Annotated in this window: 16 protein-coding genes; 8 read left to right on the top strand and 8 right to left on the bottom strand. The window is 60.5% G+C overall.

Features of this window, described 5'->3' with window-relative positions:
• Positions 1 to 14: 14 nt before the first annotated feature.
• Both HZ994_01655 and HZ994_01660 read right to left on the bottom strand, forming a co-directional pair.
• A complete protein-coding gene (locus HZ994_01655) occupies positions 15 to 758 on the bottom strand; it encodes a DUF1559 domain-containing protein (GenBank protein QTN34292.1) in 744 nt (247 codons plus the stop codon).
• A gap of 70 nt (positions 759 to 828) precedes the next feature.
• Entirely contained in the window at positions 829 to 2181 is a 1353-nt protein-coding gene (locus HZ994_01660; GenBank protein QTN31083.1) for a sulfatase-like hydrolase/transferase, read from the bottom strand.
• A gap of 134 nt (positions 2182 to 2315) precedes the next feature.
• On the opposite strand from HZ994_01660, the gene HZ994_01665 reads away from it, so the two are divergent.
• Positions 2316 to 2801 (top strand): helix-turn-helix transcriptional regulator, encoded by a 486-nt coding sequence (locus tag HZ994_01665; protein ID QTN31084.1) that lies wholly within the window; start codon positions 2316 to 2318, stop codon positions 2799 to 2801.
• Between the two features lie 220 nt (positions 2802 to 3021).
• Here the strand turns inward: HZ994_01665 and HZ994_01670 are convergent, their stop codons facing one another.
• A complete protein-coding gene (locus tag HZ994_01670) occupies positions 3022 to 5214 on the bottom strand; it encodes a bifunctional rhamnulose-1-phosphate aldolase/short-chain dehydrogenase (GenBank protein QTN31085.1) in 2193 nt (730 codons plus the stop codon).
• 82 nt (positions 5215 to 5296) lie between these two features.
• On the opposite strand from HZ994_01670, the gene HZ994_01675 reads away from it, so the two are divergent.
• Positions 5297 to 6055 (top strand): DeoR/GlpR transcriptional regulator, encoded by a 759-nt coding sequence (locus HZ994_01675; protein ID QTN31086.1) that lies wholly within the window; start codon positions 5297 to 5299, stop codon positions 6053 to 6055.
• Between the two features lie 55 nt (positions 6056 to 6110).
• Entirely contained in the window at positions 6111 to 6701 is a 591-nt protein-coding gene (locus tag HZ994_01680) for a GNAT family N-acetyltransferase (protein ID QTN31087.1), read from the top strand.
• A 113-nt stretch (positions 6702 to 6814) separates the two neighbouring features.
• On the opposite strand, the gene HZ994_01685 is transcribed toward HZ994_01680, so the two are convergent.
• Entirely contained in the window at positions 6815 to 8080 is a 1266-nt protein-coding gene (locus HZ994_01685) for a DNA polymerase (GenBank protein ID QTN31088.1), read from the bottom strand.
• Positions 8081 to 8208: 128 nt separating this feature from the next.
• Here HZ994_01685 and HZ994_01690 point away from each other — a divergent pair, with 128 nt between their 5' ends.
• A complete protein-coding gene (locus HZ994_01690; GenBank protein ID QTN31089.1) occupies positions 8209 to 9597 on the top strand; it encodes a hypothetical protein in 1389 nt (462 codons plus the stop codon).
• Positions 9598 to 9693: 96 nt separating this feature from the next.
• Here HZ994_01690 and HZ994_01695 read toward each other — a convergent pair whose 3' ends face one another.
• Positions 9694 to 10347 carry an ABC transporter ATP-binding protein gene (locus tag HZ994_01695; GenBank protein QTN34293.1) on the bottom strand — a complete coding sequence of 218 codons (654 nt, stop codon included), beginning with the start codon at positions 10345 to 10347 and terminating at the stop codon, positions 9694 to 9696.
• Between the two features lie 110 nt (positions 10348 to 10457).
• Here HZ994_01695 and fabD point away from each other — a divergent pair, with 110 nt between their 5' ends.
• The 4 genes from fabD to HZ994_01715 are packed head-to-tail and all read left to right on the top strand — an operon-like array spanning position 10458 to position 13744.
• The gene (gene fabD / locus HZ994_01700; GenBank protein ID QTN31090.1) at positions 10458 to 11384 is read left to right on the top strand and encodes an ACP S-malonyltransferase; all 927 of its coding nucleotides are present in this window, start codon (positions 10458 to 10460) and stop codon (positions 11382 to 11384) included.
• A gap of 32 nt (positions 11385 to 11416) precedes the next feature.
• Entirely contained in the window at positions 11417 to 11956 is a 540-nt protein-coding gene (locus HZ994_01705) for a hypothetical protein (GenBank protein ID QTN31091.1), read from the top strand.
• A gap of 34 nt (positions 11957 to 11990) precedes the next feature.
• Positions 11991 to 13193, top strand: coding sequence for a cysteine desulfurase (locus HZ994_01710; protein QTN31092.1), 1203 nt, complete (start codon positions 11991 to 11993; stop codon positions 13191 to 13193).
• Positions 13194 to 13216: 23 nt separating this feature from the next.
• The gene (locus HZ994_01715) at positions 13217 to 13744 is read left to right on the top strand and encodes a phosphopantothenoylcysteine decarboxylase (GenBank protein QTN31093.1); all 528 of its coding nucleotides are present in this window, start codon (positions 13217 to 13219) and stop codon (positions 13742 to 13744) included.
• Positions 13745 to 13786: 42 nt separating this feature from the next.
• Here the strand turns inward: HZ994_01715 and HZ994_01720 are convergent, their stop codons facing one another.
• The 3 genes from HZ994_01720 to HZ994_01730 are packed head-to-tail and all read right to left on the bottom strand — an operon-like array spanning position 13787 to position 18837.
• Positions 13787 to 15004, bottom strand: a complete 1218-nt coding sequence (locus HZ994_01720; GenBank protein ID QTN31094.1) for a hypothetical protein — start codon at positions 15002 to 15004, stop codon at positions 13787 to 13789.
• Positions 15001 to 17412 carry a PDZ domain-containing protein gene (locus HZ994_01725; protein ID QTN31095.1) on the bottom strand — a complete coding sequence of 804 codons (2412 nt, stop codon included), beginning with the start codon at positions 17410 to 17412 and terminating at the stop codon, positions 15001 to 15003. The genes HZ994_01720 and HZ994_01725 overlap by 4 nt, the downstream gene beginning before the upstream one ends.
• A 9-nt stretch (positions 17413 to 17421) precedes the next feature.
• On the bottom strand, positions 17422 to 18837 hold the full coding sequence (locus HZ994_01730) for a DUF1552 domain-containing protein (GenBank protein QTN31096.1): 1416 nt from the start codon (positions 18835 to 18837) through the stop codon (positions 17422 to 17424).
• Positions 18838 to 18865: the final 28 nt, after the last annotated feature.

Below are 18865 nucleotides of genomic sequence, written 5' to 3' on the forward strand. Positions count from 1 at the left end.
TTTCAGACGTAGCGTCAGTCCACTGTACCCAATACCCCTGGCCAGTATTTCTGGACGAAATCCGCGTTTGTCATGAAAGGCAGCATCTCTGTGTGTCCGTCGGCGAAGAGGACGATCTGTTTCTTGCCGTGGAGCGTGTCCTCCGGCTTGTCCGGCCCGCCGCGATCGTGGTAGGTGTGGTTGCCGCCACCGCAGAGGTTTTCAAGGCTCTCGGTGCCCGTGTGCCATTCCACGACCATGGCGGCGCGTCCCGGTTCATCGACGATGGAGAGCGGCACCCCTTTGTTGTATGGACGGTTTTTCCAGCCCCGGAACTGGGTTCCGTTCGACCAGTTCGTGGTCCAGGGGACGATGGAGTAGCTGCGCTTGAAGCGGTCCTGCGACCTCGGCTTGCGATCCGCCGGGCACGCGAAGGGTTTCACGACCGAGGCGAGTTCGGCCCAAGCCGACTTCCTGAAAGGGGATGTGCCGACGAGGCTGCGATCCCCAAGGTAACCCATGTGCGGCAGGATGGCACGATCCCATGTGATCCCGGAGTTTTGGGAAGGGTAGCCGTTGTTCTCCTGCTGGTATCCGGTGAGCCCCACCCCGATCTGCCTGAGGTTGTTCGAGCAACTGACGGTGTGCGCCCTATCCATCGCTCTCCTTGTGAACATGAAGGCGATGAGGGCGAGTATGAGAACGATCGAGATCACGATCAGCAATTCCACGAGCGTGAAGCCCGGGTTGCGCCTTGCGGCGGGGTTTTCGGGTGGCATGGGTTTCGGAAAAAATACGCCCTGATCACGCTGGGGCAAGCATGGAAGCCGTGAGCAGGCTCGCGAACCTTCATTTGCGCTTTTTGCCGGGCGCCTGGAGGCGATTCTGCCGGGCTTTCTGAATCGTATCAAAGCGCTCGGTTTCCTTCGCTCGGCGATCGAGCGCGGCCTTTAGCTCGGCATGGATGGGCTTGAGATTTTCGGGGAGATCCGCGGAAGTGAGATCACTCTCTTCGAGCGGATCGGCAAAGGTATCGTAGAATTTCCCGCTCTGATAGAGTTTGTAGCGGTCAGTCCGCATGTGCTGGCTGGCCTTGTTGCGGGCACCGCTGCGCTCATACCAGCAATACATGTCAGGGCGTGGGTTGTAGGCTTCGCCTTTCAGGAGAGGAAGGATGCTTGAGCCGTCGATGCCGGGCTTTTCCGGGATGGGTGCGGAGGCGGCCTCGCAAAGGGTGGGCAGGACATCCGTGAAGCTCACCAAATCCTTGGCGACCTGCCCCGGTTTTATCGTGCCAGGCCAGCTTGCGATGAAGGGGACATGGGTGCCGTCGTCTATGGTGCTACCCTTGGCGCCGCGAACGACCCTGCCGTTGAATTCCTGGCGTATGGTAGGGAGTGTGCCGTTGTCTGCGGTGAAAACGACCAGCGTGTTTTCCCGGATGCCGGCTTCGTCCAGTTTCGCCACCAATTTGCCGACCATCTTGTCCGTATAGCTCACAAAGCCTTTCCAGTGCTTTTGGTCATGGTAACCGCCCGGCTCGTCCCTCTCGTCCTTCCACATGTCCGGATCCCAGTCCGGGCTGTCTGGGGTGGGGACGAAGGGGTAATGGGGAAGCATCATCGGATAATAGACGAGGAAGGGCTTTCCGGAATCTTTCTTGGCCTCGATGAAATCGCAGATGTAATCGGTGACGATATCCGGGCCAAACTCGCCGTTCCTGAAATCGACCTGTTTGCCGTCGATCTCGAAGCCGGGATTCGGATAGCGGCTGGGACGGCGGTTCAATTGCCAGAGGCAGTAGCGGTCGAAACCGAATTTCCGCGGGGCATCGTAGCCACCCTCGAGCTGCCATTTCCCGGCGATGCAGGTCTCGTAGCCGGAGTCCCGGAGGATGTTTGCGAAGGTGGTTGCCTCCGGATCTAACAGCCCGAAGCGGACGTAGTTCCGGTTGTTGTCGATGCCGGTCATGATCTGAACGCGGGACGGGGTGCAGAGCGGCTGCGAGTGGGCGTTGTCAAAACGCATTCCGCCGGCCGCTAGCCTGTCGAGGTGCGGCGTGCCGTTGAGCTTGCTGCCGTGGCAGGAGAGGTTCTCGTAGCCCATGTCGTCCGCCATGATCAGGACGATGTTGGGGCGGTCCGCGGCGGGCAATGCTTGGCCTGACAGGATTGCTGCTGCAATGAGTGATCGTGGGTTCATGGTTTTTGCGAAAACTAGCCGCTACGCAGCTGCTGCCAATCACCGATTCATCCAGATAACCGCTACAATCCAGGGAGTTGTTTGTAATGTTTGGAAGCTTGAAGCGATTTGACCATTCGCCCTAGCATGGGCGGATGAAATCGCATGAAGTCCTCAGGGAACTTTTCGAAATCAGATCACCGAAGCAGCTCGCCTCGGAGCTTGGGGTATCGGTTTCCCTGATCTACAAGTGGGCCGAGCCGAGCGGCGATCGCGGCAGCGGGACTCCGAATCCGCTGGAGCGCATCGCCGCGCTGCTCAAGGTGACCGGAGATGTCAGGATCGCCGAGTGGATCTGCCGCATGGCCGGCGGGTTCTACACGCGCAGCCCGAATGCCATGGTTGATGGGGAAACTGATTCGGTGGCGGTTGCGACGAACCGCATCGTGCAGGATTTTGCCGGAATGCTTTCTTCGATCGCCACGGCGGCCATGGACGACAGGATCGACGCGAACGAGACAGCAGAAATCCGGGGGCGGTGGGAGAACCTGAAGTCTGTGACGGAAACATTCGTCTGCTGCTGTGAGCACGGAAATTTTCAAGCCATACGAAGCGCCGTCGGGGCGTTGCGAGCAGACTGAGAGGGGGAGGCCACTCCACAAAAACAAGGACAAGGCCGCCCGGCGGGGCGGACGGCCTTGCACGGCCAGCGAGGAATCTGATGCATCCATGGAAACCACCTGCCCGGGATCCGTCTTCGCAGGGGAACCACGGCGACGGAGGAGACACCGTCTGTCAGCAATGCAAAAAGGCGGCACCCGATCCGGGCACCGCCTTCCAGGTAATGCAATGTGCCAGATCCTAGCGGAGAAACGCCTCGTGCAGGCCGCCATCGACGGTGATGATCTGGCCGGTGGATTTGCTGAGGCGGTTCGTCACGAAGATGAAGTATGCCTCGGCCTGGTCTGCCGGTGTGATCGGTGCCTTGGTCAGGGTGCGGTCGGCGTAGAACTGGGCGAGCTTGCTGACGAGGGATTCCGTTTCCTCGTCCTCGGTGAACGGGATGTCGTATTTTGCGAGGGAGCCGATGACCCGGTCGCGCGGGAACATCGCTGAGCCCTGGACAACCGTCGCAGGCGCGACCGCATTGACGCGGACGAGCGGTGCAAGCTCGATGGCCAGCTCGCGGACGAGGTGGTTGGCGGCCGCTTTGGATGTGTCGTAAGCGAGGGAACCCTTCTTCGCGACCGCGCCGTTGGCGGAGGTGGTGAGGACGAGGTTGCCCTTGAGGCCTTGCTCCTTCCAGCTCTTGAACGCCTCGTCGCCGACGATGTAGGATCCGGTAACGTTGACACTGAATGTGAACGCCCACTTGTCGTCGGGAATGTGTCCTGTCGTATCGGATGGCCAGAAAACACCGGCGGTAACGCAGATGTGGTCGAAGCCTCCGTATGCGAGGGCGACCTGGTCGAGCATGGAGCGGACACTCGCACGGTCGGTGATGTTCGCAGCAAGCCCGATAGCCAGTCCGCAGTTGGAAATGCCTGTTCCGGCGACTCCGATGCCGAGGCCGTATTTGTCGGTGATCTCCTTGGCGGTGCCTTGGGCGGCCTCCAGGTTCATATCGACGCAAACGATGTGTGCTCCTTCCTTGACGAGGCGGTGGGCGGTTTCCTTGCCGATGCCGGAGCCTGCGCCGACGACGATAGCCACCTGGCGGGCGAGTTCCTTCTCGGCGGGCATTCGCTGGAGTTTCGCCTCCTCAAGCAGCCAGTATTCGATGTCGAAGGCTTCCTGCTGCGGGAGGGAGATATATTCGTCGATGGCTTCCGCGCCGCGCATCACTTCGACGGCGCAGTTGTAGAACTCGGCGGTGACGCGGGACTCGGACTTGTCCTTGCCCCATGCGATCATGCCCAGGCCGGGGATGAGCACCACGGTCGGGTTCGGGTCGCGCATGGCGGGGGAGTTCGCGTGCTTGCAGTTTTCGTAATACATCGCGTAGTCCTTGCGGTATTGGACGAGGCCGTCGGCGAGCTTTTGCTTGAGTGCGGCGGCGTCCTCGGACTGCGGATCCCATGCGACGTAGAGCGGCTTGATCTTCGTGCGGAGGAAGTGGTCGGGGCAGGATGTGCCGAGCTCGGCGAGACGGGGTGCGTCGGCCGAATTCACGAAGCGGAGGATCTTCTCATCGTCCTGGATCGTGCCGATGAAGCGCTTCTGCTGGGAGACCTGGCCGCGCAGCCATGGCAGTATGCCGGCGGAGGTCGCGCGGCGCTGCTCTTCGGGGAGCGTCTGGTATTCCTGGCCGCCGAAGGCTTTCGCGTCGCCGCCCTTTGCTTCGTATTTGTCCTCGATGTATTGCGCCGCCTTGTCGATGAGGCGGAGGGTGAGTTCGTAGCACTTCTTGTCATCGTTGTCCCACGAGATGAAGCCGTGCTGGCCCATCATGATCGCCTGGGTGGAGGGCTTGGCTTTTTCGATTTCCTGCATCGCGAGGCCGAGCTCGAAGCCGGGACGCATCCAGGGCACGTATTCCATTTCGCCTTCGAAAATCTCCTTGGTCAGGGCCTGGCAGTTTTTCGAAGCGGCGATGGCGATGATCGCGTTGGGGTGCATGTGATCGACGTGCTTGCCGGACAGGAAGCTATGGAGCGGGGTGTCGATCGAGGAAGGGCGTGGGTTAAGGTTGAAGGTGGTGTGGAAATACATTCCGACCATTTCATCTTCCGCAGGCGTCTTGAGGCCGTTGTCAGGCTTCGCCGCATAGACGGACTGGAGGCCGATGAGCTTGTCCTGGTAAAGGGAGGAGAAGTTCTCGCGCTTCGAGGTTCGGAGGTCGCCGCCGGAGCCTTTCACCCAAAGCACTTCGGTCTGCTGGCCGGTGAGGGGATCGGTCTCCATGATCTTGGAGGAAGTGTTGCCGCCGCCGGTGTTGGTGATGCGCTGGTCCGCGCCGAGGATATTTGAGCGATAGACAAGCCTGTCCACAGCATCAAGACTGGCGGCGTGGGAATCGTCCCAGGAATAGGTTACGTGTTTGAAATTTGACATCGGGTCGTTTGGTTATGGGGTTGACGGCGGCAGTGATGTTCACTAAAAATACAGATAGCAAGAAAAAACCAAAAAAAGCAAGATGCTAGCGATCGAAAGACAGAGAAGGATCCTTGAAACGGCGAAGCGGGAGCGCACGGTCAGGACCCAGGAGCTTGCGGCGATACTTAAAGTCACGGAGGAGACCGTCCGGCGGGATCTCGACGCGCTTTCCCGGCAGGGCTTGCTGCGCCGCACCCACGGCGGGGCGGCGGATATCTCCATCATCCTCGACGAGCTTTCCCAGAGCGATCGGGAAACCCGGCAGGCGGATGAGAAATCCGCGATCGCAAAACTCGCGGCAAAGCACATCAAGGATCATGAGACCATCATGCTCGACGCCAGCTCCACCGCGCTGGAACTCGCCCGCCACCTGCCATCCGGCAAGAGCCTGCGCGTCGTGACCTACGCTCATTCGGTCGTGGAGAAACTGGCGATCCGCAGCGACATCGAGCTCATACTCCTCGGAGGAACTTACGAGCCGAAAGGCCGCCGTTTCCGGGGGATGCTTACGGAAATCGGAATCCGCGCCCTGCGCATCGACCGCTTCTTTTTCTCAGGCGGAGGCTACCACGAGACCCGCGGGGTGGGGGAGCCGAGCGCCGAGGAAGCCCGCCTCAAGGCCACGATCATCGCCCACGCGGACTGGAAATGCGCGATCATGGATCACACGAAACTCGGCAGGGTGACCGACCATTTTTTCGCAAAGCCGTCCGAGATCGACCTCTTCATCACCGATGCGAAGGGAGCTGATTTCTGTAAATCCGCTGCATTGAAAGGAGTCAGGTGCGAGGTCGCCTGATCATCCGTAGTTCTTTGGTTCACTCCCGCGATACCCCGTAAAGCCATTCAATCGGATGTTTGAAATCACCACTCATTCCGGACAGTCCGCGCGATCCTTCCTGGACGAAGTCGCCGATCTCAGAATTGCTGTTTTCCGCGAATTTCCTTACCTATACGACGGCTCCATCGATTACGAGAGGGATTATCTTTCAAATTATTTTTCTTCGGAAAAAAGCCTGTTGATCATTGTAAAAGAAAAATCAAGGATTGTTGGAATATCTACATCAGCACCATTGGAAGAAGCGGATCAAGCATTCCAATCATCCGTTTTGAACGGTGGGTTAAATCCAGCAGAAATGCTGTATTTCGGCGAATCCGTATTACTGCCGGAGTTCCGGGGAAAAGGCATAGGTCGGCGTTTTTTTGATCTCAGGGAAGAATGGGCGCTTCGTTGGGGGTTTTCGGTCACCGGATTTTGTGCGTTGGAGCGTCCCGACGAGCATCCTTTGCGTCCAGCCGATTACAGGCCGCTGCATTCGTTCTGGGAATCCCGCGGCTACAGGAAGCGGGAAGATCTCGTGGTGAAGCTCCCATGGCGGGAGATCGGAGCAGTCGAGGTTGAGATCGAGCACGATCTCGCGTTCTGGTTGCGTAGTCTTGCTTAGGAGAGGCTTCCTGAATTCCTCGGCTTTAAACTTGTTACAATACATGTAATGCAAAGTGGAATGTGAGGTGAAGGGTTGTGATGCCCCGCAAGATCTTGGTTTGCGTTGATTTCTCAATCCTGCTCCGTCTCCACCACCGGCACGTGGCCGAAGCTGATGCGCATCGGTGCGTGGTCTTGGAATCCCTGGATGTTTCCGTAGAACACGCAATGGCGACCGTAGCGGGCACGGAGCTGATCCATCGTTTCGTCGAGCTTGCGCAGTTTTTCGCTGGAATCACCGTTGGGATCGGCCATCGCATCGGCCACATGGCTGGAAAACAGCTCGGGCGTGAAATTGTCCTTGGTGACGAGCCGACTGAGCAAGACGCCGATCTTGAGGAGTTTTGATCCGGGTTCGGGGCGCTCGCGCCAGAGTCGGTCGAGCATTTTGAGGAGTCGCAGGGTTACATCGGTTTCCGGAGTGCGGATTTCCGCCGCCCAGGCTCCGCCACGCAGAAAGCTGATCTGCATCGTCAGGCATCCGGCCAGCATTCCGTGGGAGCGCATCCGCTCGCAGGCCTTGTGAAGGAGCTTGCAGAGCACCGGCCAAGCGTTTTCGGGCGCCCTCGCCTCCGGCGGCAAGACATGGGAATGCCCGAGGGACTTCCTACTTGTTACAATATCCGGGATAATTTCCCCGCGCAGCAGGTGCCATAGCCTGTCGCCCTGGATGCTGCCCCAAGCGGCATGCAGCGCGGGCTTGCTGGCGGCGCAGAGTTCGCGGACTGAGTGGATGCCGTGGGCGCGGAGGCGCAGCTCCATGTTTTTCCCGATCCCATGCATATCCTTGAGCTTGAGCTCATGAAGGATGTCCGGGAGATCGCTGTGGCGGATAATGAACATCCCGTCCGGCTTGCGCATCTTGGAAGCCATTTTCGCCAGATACCTGTTCGGCGCTGCTCCCAGGCTCATGGTGATCGCCGGGGAAACATCGCTACGGATCTTCTTTCTGATCGCTTCCCGCAAGGCCTCCACATGCCGGATTTCCCGGAGATTCGTGGGTAGCACCGCCCACATCTCGTCGATGGAAAGCACCTCCTCCACATGGATGCAGTCCTCCACCGCCTCGATGATGCGGTGGTGAAAGCGGATGTATTCGGACGGCTTGCTCTCGACGATAGCGATGCCCGGGCACATCTTCCGCGCCTCCGCGATGTTGGTTCCGGTTTTCACCCCGAAGGCCTTCGCCTCGTAGCTCGCGGCGATGCAGGAGGAGGACTCCGCCATCACCGGAGCAACCCCCACAGGCTTCCCGCGCAGGGACGGATCGAGGTGCTGCTCCACCGAGGCGAAGTAGCTGTCCATATCCAGGAAAAGGGCGGTCAGGGGGCGATCCACAACAGCCCTATCCAAGCACGGCAGCGGATGGGTGTGCAAATAAAATGTTCAAGTGAACATTATTCAGGCGATGATTGGGGCGTCAAAATACTTTCGCCAACGCAAGAATCACGATGTAGCGTTTCGCCATGGCCAAGGATGAAGCGAATCGGAGATACTGGTTTGGGCGGGCTCAATCCCTTTCCCGGCGGGTCAACCTCGGCTGGTTCCTGCAAATCCTTTCCGCCCCTCTGCTCATCTATTCGGTGCTCGGTGCCTGCGCCGTCCTCATCCTGCGCCGCGAACTCGGAGGTTTCTCCATCCCCCTTGCCGCAGCCTGCATCGGAGGCGGGCTGATCGTGCTGATCGCCGTCTCGCTGGCCTTCGCCGTCCGCCGTTTCGAGAAACCGGAAGAAACCCTCGTCCGCATCGAGGCCGGCTCCGGGCTGAACAACGCCCTCAGCTCCGCAAACGCGGGCATCGCAAGCTGGCCCGAGCCGCCTTCCGCCTCCCGGGAAGCCCTGAAATGGCACCTTCCGAAAACATTCACCCCTCCCCTCGCCGCCCTCGCCCTGCTCGCCCTCGGGCTTTTCATCCCCATTTCCGCCAAGCCTCAGGCCACCCCTCCCCCGTCCCGCCAGCCGCAGGCATGGTCGCAGCTCGACGCGCAGCTTGAGCAGCTCAAGGAAGACGAAATGGTCGATGAGAAATACATCGAGGAAATGGAAAAGCGGCTTGAGGAACTGCGCGCCCAGGAGGAACAGGATTGGTTCAGTCACTCATCCCTGGAGGCCACCGACAGCCTCAAGGAATCCCAGAACTCCAACATGGAGAATTTGGAGCAGGATCTCAACGAGGCCGGTGATGCCCTGGAAGCCCTTGCGGAAAACGCCGACAAGATGAACGCCGCGCAGAAACAGAAGCTCACCGAGGAATTCGAGCAAGCCCTCCAAGGTCTCCAGAACGGCGCGATGAAACCGAACAAGGAACTCCTTGATCAGCTCTCCAAACTCGATCCGAACGACCTCGGAAAGCTCAACCCAGAGCAGATGCAGCAGCTTAAGGAAAATATGGAAAAACTCAAGGAATCGCTTGAGAATGCAGGACAAGGACAGGGTGAAGGCGATGATTGGTCGGATCAGTTGCTCGGCGATGCTGGAGAGGGTGAAGGCGAGGGAGAGGGTGAAGGGAATTGCCCTGGCGGCGGCGATTGCCCTGGCTGCGATGATCCGAATTGTCAGGGCAACGGCTCCGGAAAAGGTGGCATCAACCGCGGCCCCGGCCATGATCCCAACGTGCTCAAGGGAGCCAAGGATCCCCTTGAGACCGGCGAACTCACCGCCCTGGAGGCCAAGGATCTTTCCCGCGCCCTTCCCGGCGATCTCCTCCAGCTCCAGGATGGCAAGCACAGCGTCGATGAGAACGCCTCCAAAGCCTCCGCTGGCGGCGTCGGCGCACAGGGCAAGGGCGGTGACCGGGTTTGGAAGGACTCCCTCGCTCCGGACGAACAGCGCGCGTTGAAGAAATTCTTTGAGTGAGTGAATCGGGAGAGCCGTCCTTCGAGGTGGCTTGATTGGCAAGTTGGTTTAGTTCGAGTGCATTGCTGTGCCCGGAAGGGCGGTTTTCCATGTCACTCAGCCCACTTTCCCATCCTTGATCACCAGTGTCCTATCGCCCACCGATGCCAAGCCCTGGTCATGGGTCACAACTACAAGCGTAACACTTTTTTCATCAGCGAGTTCCAGTAATATTTCCATAATTTCCTTGCTCGTGCTTGAGTCCAGGTTTCCGGTCGGTTCGTCGGCGAAAAGCACCGCCGGTTCGTTCACGATGGCTCTCGCGATGGCCACCCGTTGCTGCTCCCCTCCGGATAATTCGGCGGGCAGGTGATCCGCCCTGTCCTTGAGCCCCACCCGCTCCAGCGCAAGCAGTGCCTCCGCCATCCGATTCACCCCGGCGATGGCTCCCGGCACTGATACGTTCTCCACGGCGGTCAACTCCGGCAGCAGGTGGTAGTTTTGGAACACGTAGCCGATGGATTTGTTGCGGAACGCCGCCTGAGCCTTGCGTCCCATCGCGTAGAGATCTGTCCCGGCGATGTAAACACTCCCCCGCTCCGGCTGTTCCAGCCCGGCGAGGGTGTAGAGAAGCGTCGTCTTGCCCGCCCCGCTGGGTCCGCAGAGGAATACCTTTTCGCCCTTGCGTATGCTCAGGTCGATGCCGTGCAGCACCTCGATCGATTTCTTACCGATCCGGTAGCTCCTGTGCAAATCCCGCGTCTCAATCATCACCTCACTCACGCAAGCAGGATGAACCCCGATTTGGGCGACTGTCCACCTTTCTCCTCCGGCTCCCGAAATCCCTTCCCAATCCTGCCCTCTGCCCCTATGAAAACGCCATGACCCAACCAGTTATCCTATTCTCCGGACAAGGCGCACAGAAAATCGGCATGGCCCGCGATTGGATCGAATCCTCGCCCCTCGCCCTGGATCTCGCCAAGCAAGCGGATGCCGCGCTCGGCTATTCCCTGAGCGACATCATGTTCGAAGGCCCCGAGGAAAGCCTCACGGCCACCTCGAAATGCCAGCCCGCCCTGTACCTCCATGGTCTGATCGGCTTGGCGCTGCTCAAAGAGCGCGTCCCGGGCTTCCAACCCGCTGCCGCAGCCGGGCTTTCGCTCGGCGAATTCACAGCGCACGCCGCCGCCGGAACCTTCTCTTTCATCGACGGCCTCAAGCTCGTCTCCCAGCGCGGCACTTTCATGGAAGAGGCTTGCAAGGCCACCGACGGAGCCATGGCCGCCCTGATCGGCGGTGAGGAGGAAAAGATCCGCGAACTCGCCGCCGCGACGGATGTCGATGTCGCCAACCTCAACGCCCCCGGCCAGATCGTCATTTCCGGCAGCTCAGCAGGTGTAGACGATGCGGTCGCCAAGGCCAAGGACTTCGGCATCCGCCGCGCGATCAAGCTCAACGTCGCCGGAGCCTATCACTCCCGCCTGATGGCCTCCGCCCAGGACAAGCTCGCCGCCGAGCTCGCCGGAACCTCCATCACCAGCCCCACCATCCCGGTGGTTGCGAATTTCACCTCCAGCCCCGTCTCTTCGCCGGAGGAGATCCGCTCCACCCTTACCGCACAGGTCACCGGCTCCGTCCGCTGGATCGAATCCATCCAGCACCTAGTCGCCCAGGGGCACACCCACTTCATCGAGATCGGCCCCGGCAAGGTGATCGCAGGACTCGTTGCAAAAATCGCTCCCGAGGCTACGGTTATTTCCGTTGAGGACATCGCCTCCCTCGAAGCGGCCGTCGAGAAGCTTTCCTGACCTGGCGGCCGACTTCGCGTCGCATCAAATCCATGCACCCCGGCCTCAAAGCCCTGCTATCGATCACGGGATTTGCCGCTAGGCATTTCCTCGTGGTGGTGTTGGCAGTCGCCGCGCTCTGCATCCTGTGGACGCTGATTTATTTCGGCCTGCTGATTCTTTCGATATTCATGGGTGGAGGACTCGGTAGCCCGCTCACCTATCCGGCCGGGCTCCTGGGCATACTCCTCGGCTGCATGGTCATCGGTTGGGGCGTATTCGCACCCGCATCCGGTCTGGGGGCGGTTTTCTGCCGCCTTTTCAAACTGCCGAAGTTCGCCGCGATCCCGTTTGTTGTCCTGGTTGCGTTCGCTCTCAGCCATTGTCTCTTTTGGTTTTTTGTCAGCCAAATGACCACCCACCCCATGCCCCCCACATGGATCATCCTGGAAAAATTCTGCTTGTTCCTAACCATTCCGCTGGGAGCCTACTGGTGGATCACCGAAGGTCCCGGCGCCATCCTCGATGCCATCCGCAGAATCATCGCAAAACGCCGCACCATACCCACTCTTCCACGGATCGCTGATCAATGATCAATGATCAATGATCACCTTCCACTTCTCCCGCATGCTACCCACCTCCTTACGCGACGATTTCCCAGCCCTTGACATCACCGTCAACGGCAAGCCCTTGGTTTATCTCGATAACGCAGCGACTTCCCACAATCCGCGCGCCGTGCTCGATGCTTCGCGCTTTTATTACGAGGCGCAGAACTCGAACATCCACCGCGGCACCCATCACCTCGCCCGCATCGCCACGGAAGCGCACGAGGCGGCTCGTCGCACAGTCGCCGCCCACCTCAACGCGGCCTCACCGGACGAGATCATTTTCACCTCAGGCACCACGGACGGGATCAACCTGGCAGCCAACATCCTGCCCCTCTCGCCCGGTGATGAAATCCTCATCTCCACCCTTGAGCATCACTCGAACATCGTCCCTTGGCAGCTCGCAGCAGAGCGTTCCGGAGCCGTCCTGAAAGTCATCCCCTGCGACGAGGATGGCGTCCTAGACCAGGCGGCGTTCCTGAATCTCCTTTCCGGGAGAACCAAAATCCTCGCCCTCACCTGGGTGTCGAACGCCTTCGGCACGGTCAATCCCGTCCGTGAGATGACCGCCGCCGCCAAAAGCCACGGAGCCACCGTCCTCATCGATGCCGCCCAGGCCATCCCGCACATGGCCATCGATGTGCAGGCGCTCGGCGCGGACTTACTCGTCTTTTCCGGTCACAAGGTCTATGCCCCCACCGGCATCGGCGTGCTGTGGGGACGGCTCGATCTATTGAAAACCCTCCCCCCATGGAAAGGTGGCGGTGAAATGATCAAGGAAGTCTCCTTTTCCGGCACCACCTACAACGACCCGCCGTTCCGATACGAGGCCGGCACCCCCAACATCGAGGGCGGCATCGCCCTTGCCGCGGCCCTCGATTACGTCAACTCGATCGGCATCACCGATATCCATGCCCACGAGCAAACGCTCATTTCGCAGGCCGCCACAGGCCTTTCCGAGATCCCCGGCATCCGCCTCTACGGGCCGGCCGACCGCGCCTGCTCGCTTTCCTTCGCCATCGAGGGTGTCCATCACTACGATCTCGGCACGCTCATCGACCAGATGGGAGTCGCTGTCCGCACCGGCCACCATTGCTGCCAGCCGCTCATGGCTCGCTTCGGCATCACCGGCACCACCCGAGCCTCCTTCGCCCTCTACAACACCGAGGAAGAAACCGAAGCCCTCGCTTCCGCAGTGAGAAGGGCTGCCGGGATGCTGCGGTGAGAAACTTCCAAGCCCCAAATCAGATGAAAATCGTCCTCGGAATCACCGGATCCATCGCCGCCTACAAGTCCGCGGATCTCGCGTCCCAGCTTGTGAAAGCCGGGCATGAAGTCCATGCGGTGATGACTCGTTCCGCCTGCGAGTTCATCACCCCCCTCACCCTTCAAACGCTCACGCGCAATCCTGTTCTCGTCTCGCTGGAGGATGAGAAGGATTCTTGGAAGCCCGGCCACATCGATCTCGCCGACAGCGCCGACCTTTTGCTCATCGCCCCCGCCTCGGCGAATACCCTTGGTCTCCTTGCCAACGGTCTCGCCCCCGATCCGCTCACTTCCATCTACCTTGCGCTCCCGCGTGAAACGAAAGTCCTCATCGCCCCCGCCATGAACGGCAAGATGTGGTTCCATCCCGCGACGCAACGCAATGTCGCCCAGCTCAAGGCGGACGGCTGTGAGTTCATAGCCCCTGCCACCGGCGATCTCGCCTGCGGTTACCAAGGCATAGGCAGGCTGGCGGATCTTGCGGACATCCTGGCAACTGTCGGCGGCTGAGCGCCGGGGACGCAGGTGCCCATCGCAACCACGAAAACCCGTTCATTCCCTGGCCATCACAAGCAGAAGCGGCTTCCAGCCGGGCTTGTTGCGGCTGCCGAAACCACCGGCCTCGATGAAAAGGTAGTCCTGGCCTCCGATGGAGTGGGGCTCAACCCGCAATGCCTGATAGCGGGTGAGATCCATGAGCAAATCCCCAGACCATTGCCAGTAGGGATCCGCCGTTTTCCCGTCCTCTCCGAAGGTGAGGGCGCTCAACAAGGGGTTGCGGGCTTTGCGAGGTTTCTCCGGATCGAACTCGGCGATCTCCGCCACCTCGCCAACCAGTTTCCATGAGCCGGACAGCGTTGGGTTTTGGACAAACTTCCCGTCCCAGCGGAACTTGCCGACCTCCGGATCGATCTCAGCGATCTCGGGATCCTGCAAGGCCTGCCAATCCGACGACAGCATCGGGACAGCGGCGGCGGACTTCGCCACGAGGTCGTCGCCCATGGGCGGCAGCCTCATTTCCTCGATGTGGAGGCTGATGCGGCCCTGCGGGATTTGCTCCGTGGGGCCGGCGAGGAACTTGTCGTTGTAGCGGATGAAGGTTTTGACCGCGATGGTCACCTTGCCCGCACGGAAGTCATCGAAAAATTCCTTGGTGATGAACGCTCCCTTCGGCTGGTCGCTGGAGCCGCGGCCTGCGCAGGTCTTGGTCTCGATAAGGGGCTTCCCGTTGATGTAGATAATGTGCCCGCCGCCCGCGCCGGGATGGTTGCCGTCGTTGACCATGATGCGGTAGCGGTGGCCGTCCCTGATCGCCGGGACATCGAAATTGCCGCGCATCAGCAAAACCTCCTTTTCCCAGAGTGTGTTGATTTTTGTCGCGGCGTAGCAGGTCGGGCCAACACATGCCTCCGTGCATTTCATGAAGGGACGATCGGGGACTTTCCCGTTGTATTGGCCGAAGGGGCTTTTGCCGGTTTTCCAGCCGGCCTTGGCGGGATCGAATCCCGGCGCATGCCATTGCTCCATCCCTGCGGGCAGTGTCACCTCGCGGTAGCGTGAAATGACGCTGTCCCATGGGATTTGCTCGGATGCAACGGGATCAAAGGAATGGTAGTCCCAGCCGGCGTTGCGGAGATCCAGATACATCTTCCAGCCGAAGCCGTCCTGCCCGGCGCGGGCATAGAGCCCAGCCAGTTCGTCAACGGGATCGCCGTTTCCACCGGGTCTTTCCGCTTGGGTTTCGCCCGCCGCCAGTGCCCGCAGCTTCACGCGGTTCCTGCCGACGAACGAGGGAACCAGCTCGTTGAGGATGATGGGCGGAAGCGCCGCCTTGAGCTTAAAGTAAAATGTTGCGGGTCCGCATTGAGGAACACATCGGGGTATGGGAGCGCTTGGTCGGGAAAGCGCTGGCGGGCCAGCTCGTAGAGCACGTCCAGCCCGCCCGGCACATCCCCGAGCGAGGCGGCGATGAAGCCGAGATGGGAATCATGAACATTGGAAATGTCCTGCCCGCCCTCCCAGACCTTGACGGTGTCGTAGTTTCCGAACGATTCGCCGAAGGTCTCGATGGCAAGCTTGCCCGCCTCCGGCCCCGCCGAGGGAAGGTTCTGGCGGATCGCAAAGACCGGGCCGCCTGTGGTGCTGTAGCGATTGCAGGTGCGGAGGAAAGCTCCGACCGCCGGAATCACCCTAGCGTAGCAGCGTTCATCGACGATGACTGCAGCAAGGGCTTTGAGTGCGCCGTTCTGCAGCCACTGCTCCGGGTGATTGAGGTAAGGCAGGAGCAGATCGACATGCGCCACGATCATGTCCGGTGTGCCTTGTCCGATGACGGAGAGGGCTGCATCCTTGACGAACCATGACTCCTCCGGATCGGCGAGCCTTTCGGCGGCGATCTGATAGAAACCCGGGGCCCATTCGGCGGCGGGGTCGAACTGCTCGGCGATGGAGCGGAGGCCGGCGTTGCGTATGCGGGGGTCTTCGGAACGGGCGAATTCCTCGACAAGGGCGGGTCGGACTCGCAGGCCGGGTTCCTTGAACATGTAGCTGAAATTCAGGCCCATCGCGTGGTTCGCGGCCATGCGGCGGACTAGGTATTCCTGGTGGCGGACGTATTGGCGGAGGACGTCGTCGCTGACATCATCGCCCATCGCCTTGATGCGCCGGATCAGCGGCATGGAGGAATCCGCGGCCAAGGTTTCCCCTGTCAGATCCTGGCGTTTCCCGTCCTTGTCCGCGACCGCTTCGAGGGATTGGAATTCGTCGTCCGCCGCCGTGCCCCAGGGGCGCTCGGGGAGCTTGTAGGGTTTGGAAAACTCCGAGGCGGCTCCGGTGATGCGAAGGGTTTTGCGCGGGATCGTGTAGGTCAGGGCGTAGCCCGCGCCCCACTCCGGCTTATCGTAGCCCGCGCCGCCGAGGATGCCGAATGAGCCGTCGAAGCGGCGGGATAGATCGTAGTGCCATTGCCGCTTGTCCATGAAATCGCGGTACTGGTTGGGTCGCTTGTCATGGATCAGCCCCATCGCGGAGCTGCGCCAGATCTCGCCGATGCCGCCGCCGGTGTGGCCGTGGAGCATGAAGGAGGTGGTGTAGAAACTGGTCATCGCGGCGGTATCGCGGGCGCGGGCGTAGATCGAGTTTTCACCATCCGGCGTGAGCGATGCGGCGGCGGCCATGGTGAAGGCGAGGATGCCGTTCTTGCCGTTGTCAACGAAGCTGTTCTCGGGCCTGTCGTCGCCGTAGGGATTGAGGCCGCGCCCGGCGAAGCGGAAGTAGTGGGTGAGCGTGCGGTGCAGCAGGCTGTCGTTGACCTCCGCCCCGCATTCCTTGGCAAGCAGGAGGAAGGTGACAACACCGGTTCCGGCGGCATTGAGATGGCCGTTGCCATAGGTTACCGCGGTGACACCGCCGCGCCCCGCCCAGCCATCGAGGTATTCGCCCTTTGCCGCCGCCTCCACCCAGGACTGGATCACGGGCAAGGCCTCCTTGTCGCCGGTGCGCAGGTAGTATTCGCAGAGTCCGATGCCGCCGTAGCCGATGTGCCATGCATACTGGGAGGGCTTTTTGCCTATCATCCCATGGACCCAATCGCGCACCGGCGGGATGTCCTTGTCCTCTCCGGTGGAAAGCAGGAACAGCATCCCGATATCCGCAAAACCCTTGTTGGAATCCGGCTTGGCGAGGTGATCGGCGAAATCGCGGACGATCCTGTCCGACTTCGGGCAATTGAGCGGCCAGGTCTTGCTGTAGGCGCCGAGCACCGGGATCTTCACGACAACCGGCACCGTCTCCCCCTCAATCGCAAGGCGGATGATGCCGTCGGATGCCTCCGCCGCCGCGATCATCCCGCCGAGCTGGATGCGCGGATCGATGTCCTTGAGTTTCTCCCCGTTGATCGACTCGATCACCTGGCCTTTCTTGAGCCTCCCCGTCGCCTCGGCAGGCGAGCCCGGCTCAATGTCTTTCACCTTCATCGTGAAAGCCGGCTGGTGCAGTTCGATCGCGATCCCGACAGGGCCGAAGCGCTCGATGACGCTCACGGATTTGGTCGGATTCGGCGCCGTGGAGAAAAGCTGCGGCTCCTTGTAAAAGGATTGCGCTTCCGCCGACCAGGAGATCGAAAGCGAGATGAGCGCGGCGGCAGTTGCGTATCGGTGCTGGGTTTTGAAAAGGGTCATGGCACCGGATTATATCAGCAGTTCCTTGATCGCGCCGGTCTGCTCGATCTTGAGGCCGGTATCGAGATCGCCGTAGTGCTTGATGGGGTTGCCGTAGGCGTTGAGGAGTGTCGTATAGAGGTTGCCGAGTGTCTTGTGGCCTTCCTTGCCCCAGTATGGGAAGCGCATGTAGCGGCGGCCGAGGTTGAGTTTGGCGTTGTCGCCGGCAACGATGACGAAGGGGAACTCGGTGCCGTGGCTGTGATGGGTCTCGCCGCTGTCCGGGTAATAAAAGACCATGGTATTGTCGAACATGGTGCCGTTGCCTTCCGGCACTCCTTTGAGGCGGGTGACGATGCGATCCATGAGGGTCATGTGGTGGGCGTTGGCTCGATCGCGGATCTCGAGCGCATCGACACCGCCGATGGCCTTGCCGTGGCCAACGTCGTGCATGTTGACCTTCTCCCCCTCCATGCCGGTGATGCCAGTGTAGTGATGGCCGAGTTCATCGACGGTGAACGCGACGACATTGGTTAGGCCGGAGATCAGCGAGGCGAGCAGCACTTCGGTGTGGCCTGCCTGGCGGTCAAAGGTGTTCATTTCCGGGGAAAGGTATTTCGCATCAAGGCGAGGCGCGTGCTTGCGGACGACATCCGCCATCATGTCCACCTTGCGGTTGCGCTCACGGATGTCCTCGATTGAGTCCGCGTAGTTGCCGACTTTCGATTTCTCGATTCCGGCCAGGTGCCTCGCAAGCTCGGTCTGGTTACCTGCTGCAAACTCAAGAACCTTCCGCTCAAGCTGGTAGCGCATCTGGGCATCCTTGTCGGCGGCCACGGATTTGAAAATCTCATCGACTGCGGTTTTCGGGGAGCCGAAGGCGTAGTTCGGCTGCTGGGAGCCGCGTGCGGAGAAGCCTTTGGCGATGCCGTCGAGGCTTCCGCGCGCGTTGCCCCCGTCGGTGGGGAAACAGGCGAGCTCGATATGCTCAAGCGGGGACGGGAATAGCTTGGCGAGCTCGAAATCGACGGTAGCCCATTTGATGGAGCTGAGGCGTTCGTTGGCCTTGAAGACGCCGAGCGAGGAGCACCATGAGTGGTGGCCGGTGGTGCACATTTTTCCGGAAATGCCCTGGAGTATGGTGAGGTTGTCCATGTGCTTTTCGAGCGGCCCCATCCATGCGGGCAGGGTGTGGCCTTCGAGATCGACCTCATAGGCTTCGTTGCGTTTCTCCAGTTCCATTTCCTTGGCGCCGAAGGATGGTGGGACGACGCTCTTGGGGAACAGGCCGTTGCCGCGGTGCATGAAGATGAAGCGCATGGGCGGCTTGCCGCCGTGCGAGACGACGCTGGATTGCGCGGCGGAAAGGCCGGGGATGAATCCGGGAAGGGACAGCCCTCCCATTGCGATGAAAGCGTTGCGTAGGAATTCGCGGCGGTTGTTCATGATCGTTCTTTTGATGTGAGGTTTCTTG

This window comes from Akkermansiaceae bacterium, from assembly GCA_017798145.1.
Taxonomy (GTDB): Bacteria; Verrucomicrobiota; Verrucomicrobiia; order Verrucomicrobiales; family Akkermansiaceae; genus Luteolibacter.